We start from the raw sequence: 5,303 nt of genomic DNA, 5'->3' as shown, positions 1-5,303 counted from the left end.
TCAGGCAGAGAAAGAACTGGCGGCAGCAAGGGACGCACTGGTGCCGATCGAGGAGGAGAATCCGGGTGAACCGACTGATCCGACCGATCCGGAAGAGCCAACCGATCCGAGTGACCCGACGGATCCGAGTGACCCGACGGATCCGAGTGACCCAAGCGATCCGAGCGACCCAAGCGATCCGACCGATCCAGAGGATCCGAGTGACCCGAGTGATCCAAGTGATCCGAGCGATCCGAGTGACCCGAGTGATCCAAGCGATCCGAGTGACCCGACGGATCCGAGTGACCCAAGCGATCCGAGCGACCCGAGTGATCCGAGTGATCCAGGCAATCCGAATAATCCGGGAGATTCCGATGACGGGAATAATCCGGGAACAGACAACGGCAATTCGGCAACATCGGATCAGGACGGACAGAAGACGCCGGATGCTCAGAACGGTCAGAATACCGTGCAGACCGGAGATACAGCCCCGGTTGCGGCAGCGGCAGCAGCAATGGCACTGGCGGCAGTGGCAGCAGGAGCAGTGATTGTAATGGGAAGAAGGAAGTTCAGAAGATAAAAACGGAGTGAAAGGAGGGCAGCAATATTTAGAAAGATTATTGGATTAGGAGGAAAGAAGGAGAACATGAGGAAGAAAAAAGTAAAATGCAGAGCACTGGCGCTGTTGGCGGCGTTTGCTATGATTACGACAGCAGTCCTGCCGCTTCAGCAGGCGAATGCAGAAGAGTTGTCAGACGGTAATCTTGCATTGCATAAGCCGGTAACAGTGAATCCGGATATGGGTGAAACAGATGATCCGGCCAAAATTACAGATGGTAAAGTAGTGAAAGGCTGGGAAAACAGTTTTACTTATCATACCCAGCCGGAGGAAGAAAACACAGAGATCAGGCCATATATTACGATTGATCTGGAAGAGAGTTACGATATTTCGCGAATCCATTTTACTGGTCTGATTGGTCCGGATTATGATGCAGGTTACACAAATACTCCATATAATGTAGTGATCTGTGTGTCAAATGATCCGGAATTTGAAGATGAATCAACAAAGGTTATCTACAATACCGATGAGAGTGATTTTTTCGGATTCGGAATAGGAAGCGATACAGCGGAGCCCAGTCTTATCGAAGGGAAAGACATTAACTTTGAACAGACAAATGCGAGATATGTAAGATATTATCAGCATGGCTCAAATATGTCTGACCGGCCTAAGAACTACTGGCCGAACAGTATGGGTCTATGTGAACTGGAAGTATATGGAAGCGAAGCGCAAGAGAAACCGGAAGTACAGATTCCTGAGGGAAATCTTGCATATGGCGCAGCGGTCACAGGCTCGGAATTCAACTCTAAAGGCGAGGCGACAAATGGTTGGTGGGGAGGTTGGAGCAACAACGACCTTCAGGAAATCACAAACGGACAGGCCAATTCCGACCACTGGAAAGCTCCGACGAATAATCCGGGCGGAAATGAAGGAGAAAGTGTTTATCTGACTCTGGATTTGGGAGAGAACAAGACTCTTACTACAATAAAAGTCTGGAGTAAAGTCGGTGCGTCATATCTGAACCAGATTGTACAGGTTTCGGAGAACGGTACAGACTGGCGGAATGTTTATAATTCTGATGCGGAAAACAGGGCCGGGCAGGATCCGGATAATTCCGGTGAGACTGTATGCGGCGGAAAACTGAAAAACGGAACGATTACCGGTGTATCCGCGGGGCATGACAGCAGTTATGCGGAGACGAATGATGGAAAAACCATTGATTTCGAGCCGGTACAGGTACAGTATATCAGATGGTGGTGCAGCGGGCAGAGCAGCAATGAGCTTCCGCAGATGATCCAGCTTCAGGCATTTAACCGTTTCCTGGTAACTTTCGACTATAATGATGGCAGCGGAAGAACAGAGGTTGTTTCTGTTGATGAGGGAACAATCGTATCAAGACCGGCAGATCCGGTTTCTTCTGTACCGGGATTCCTGTTTGACAGATGGACCGTGAATGAGGCCGGCGGCGACGAGTGGGATTTTGCCACACCTGTATCGGGAGATCTGAACCTGATTGCTAACTGGAAAGAGGTGGGAACTTCCACCGTGACATTTGACACGGACGGGGGCTCTGAGGTTGATCCGGTCGAGGTGACAAACGGACTTGCTGTTTCAAAACCAGAGGATCCGGAAAAAGAGGGCAAGGTATTTGCCGGCTGGAAGTTAAAAGGAGAGCCGTATAACTTCTCCGCACCGGTTACGGCAGATATTACACTTACAGCGACATGGATTGATCCGGCTGAGCCTGATGCGGCGCAGATTCATGCGGGACTTCTTAACATTACTCTGGACAGCCATGGAAATGTAACAAATCTGGTCAGCGAACTGGACGGAACAGACTATTATAATCTGGAGCCGGATAATCAGGTGCGCAGTCTGGTATCTCTGATCGCGGAGTATAACATTGAAACTCCGACGTCACTGAGCTATGACGAAGAAAATGGAAAGCTTACCTTTGGTTTCGCGTCGATCAATGCGGAGGCTGTTGTAGCGGTGGAGGACAACGGAAATTATACCTCTCTGACTCTGGAAGAAGTGACAAAACCGGACAGCGTTTCTTTGCAGGCAGTTCTCTGGGGACCGGTCAAAACCACGATAACAACCGGAGGACAGACAGTAGGTACAGCGTATGACGACGAGTATGCAATCGGTATGCATATGCTGAATGGAAAGACCATCGGCGGATGGCCGATTGAGTATAAGGAGGATTTTTATGCGCCGAATCTGGAGCCGGTAAACGGTTACGCAGACCCGAGGGTGACAAGATGTATTTATAACAACACTGCAGCATTCTCCACATGGGGAAGTGCGTTGCAGGCATATTCCTGGGATTACACACAGGATACAATCCGTACAGTTTCCAGTTATCAGGAGACGGCACAGCTTCAGCCGGCAATGACAGGCGAGCATGCGGATGAACTGGCAAGTATGATCGGTTCCTCCATCGCAGTGTATGGAACGAGAAGCGATAATATTCTGAATGTAATCTCCGATATTGAGACTACGGAAGGGCTGCCTCATCCGACAATCAATGGTGTATGGCAGAAGGAATCCATTGAGACGGCACAGGATTTCCTTGTATTTAACGATGCAATCTGGGGAAATGTAGCAAATGATGCCCAGATGGCAAATGCAGCGGGAATTAAAGTATTATATGGACAGTACGGCGCGTCAGGTCCGTGGACGTCGGACGGTTCCTTCCAGTTTAACGGAAATTTTGGCGGATCAGACGAAAACGCGAAAGCCATGGTGGAAGAGGCTGCGCAGTATGGGGTATACCTGGGGACACATACGCTCTCCAATCTGATCAGCTATCATGACGGAAAAGCGACTCCGGAAGCTACGGATATGCTGTCCTACGCAGGATTTGCAGAACTGACAAGAGATGTGTCCGCATCGGATACGACCATCTATGTGGCAGACGGATATCCGTTCTCGGATGAAGTAGTCGGCGCCAGCGGCGGAAGAAAAGAAGTGAGGATCGGTACAGAGTTCCTTACGTATACGCAGTGCTCTCAGATCAGCGATGATGAGTGGGCACTGACCGGATGCTCCAGAGGCGGGAACGGCACGGCAGCTGCAGATCACGACAAGGGGGTAAACGCGTATAAGCTGTGGTACTATTACGGTAGTCTGGTGGGAGGCTGGGAGTCTCTTGATCCGGTTATGGACCGCCTTGATACCGTGTTCAATGAAGTGGGAATCCATGCGATGTCGTATGACTCCTTTGAGTCTACCAAGATGTCAGTCTACAGCACACTTTTGCCGAGACTGTACATGGAAGAGGTGTACTACAATAACAAAGCGGCGGGAAATGCAGACGGATTTATCACTGAGGCAAGTGATATGAACACCAGTGTATGGGATGTACATTCCAGAATCAGTTGGGGCGAATCCAACACACCGCTGAACCAGATGCTCAACTATCTGAGTTATTACAGACAGAACTTCTTCCCGGCAATGCTTGGATGGTCCTATGACCATGGCAACCACGGCGGCTACAGCGAAGCAAACCTGCTGATGAACCTTGCCATGAAGGGCGGTTGGAATGCAGGAACAGGTTGGTATGTGAACCGGAATACATTTAATCAGTATCCGCATATGGCGGAGATGATTAAGACATGGAACAACGCCATTCAGAACGGCGCATTTGTCGTAAACGGCGATTATACCGAAGAAGTCCAGGCAGCAATGCAGGCATCATGGGTGAACGGAAGAGTGTGGACACTGACAGAGACGGTTCCGGATGAGGAGTGGATTCTTCAGGAAGTAAACAAGTCCAACCTGGATGAGACGATTGGCGATCCGATTACTCTGAGTGCGACAAATGATATTGATATCGACCGTGATGCTATTGAGAACGGTGATGTTGCGACTAATGTATCACTGGACTATTCCAGAGAGCACAGTGGAAATGAAGTGACCGTATATACACAGGCATACACGGGCTATAAACTGGATGCAGATTCCCTTGCAGTGACCGGAGAAGACGGAACAGAGTACATGCTGACACCGTCAGAGGATGAGGGAGGATATACTTTTGTTATGCCGGAACAGGATGTGAAGATTACGGCAGAATTTGTGGCGGATGGTGAATCGGAGAATCCCGCAGAGCCGGCCAACAAGACTTTGCTACAGAAGACATATGACTATGCGCTCACATTATCTACCGACGGCGTGACAAACAGTGCTGTCAAAGTTTTTGAAAAAGCAGTAGAGCAGGCAAAAGCGGTGCTTGACGATCCGGACGCGACAATGGAAGAAGTAGAGGCAGCCTGGGACAACCTTCTGGAAGGAATCTGGGGATTAGGAGTTGTCCAGGGAGATAAGACAAACCTGGAACAGCTGATCAAACGCGCGGAAGCGATGAGCGAGGACGCAGACAGATACGTGGAAAAGAACTGGCAGAAGCTGGAAGACGAACTCGCTGAGGCAAAAGTTGTGTATGAAGACGGTGACGCTCTGGAAGAAGATGTACAGAAGGCAGCCGACGACCTGCTCGATGCAATCCTCATGCAGAGATACAAAGCAAACAAGGACAATCTGCAGAAGCTTGTTGACAGCCTCAAAGATCTGGATCTGACGAAATATACTGAGGAGTCCGTGGCAGTGTTCAATGTGGCGCTGGCGCAGGCAAATGCAGTGCTTGCAGATGCATCCCTGTCTGTGGACGACCAGGCAGTAGTGGATCAGGCAGAGAAAGAACTGGCGGCAGCAAGGGACGCACTGGTGCCGATCGAGGAGGAGAATCCGGGTGAACCGACTG

The 5,303-nt window shown here is 50.0% G+C and carries 2 protein-coding genes; both read left to right on the top strand.

The genetic code is table 11. The annotated features are described in order from the left end of the window. Positions 1 to 559 (top strand): hypothetical protein (locus tag B5F07_RS23245; protein WP_242972631.1); only part of this gene is annotated, 559 nt, incomplete at its 5' end. A 66-nt stretch (positions 560 to 625) separates the two neighbouring features. Beyond that, positions 626 to 5,303, top strand: a 4,678-nt coding sequence (locus B5F07_RS21995; RefSeq protein WP_087163310.1) for an InlB B-repeat-containing protein, incomplete at its 3' end; no start/stop codon positions are given.

It is taken from the genome of Lachnoclostridium sp. An169 (assembly GCF_002160525.1).
Classification (GTDB): Bacteria; Bacillota; Clostridia; order Lachnospirales; family Lachnospiraceae; genus Mediterraneibacter; species Mediterraneibacter cottocaccae.
Note: the sequence above shows the minus strand (reverse complement) of the source record. Positions and strands in the feature narration are given on the sequence as shown.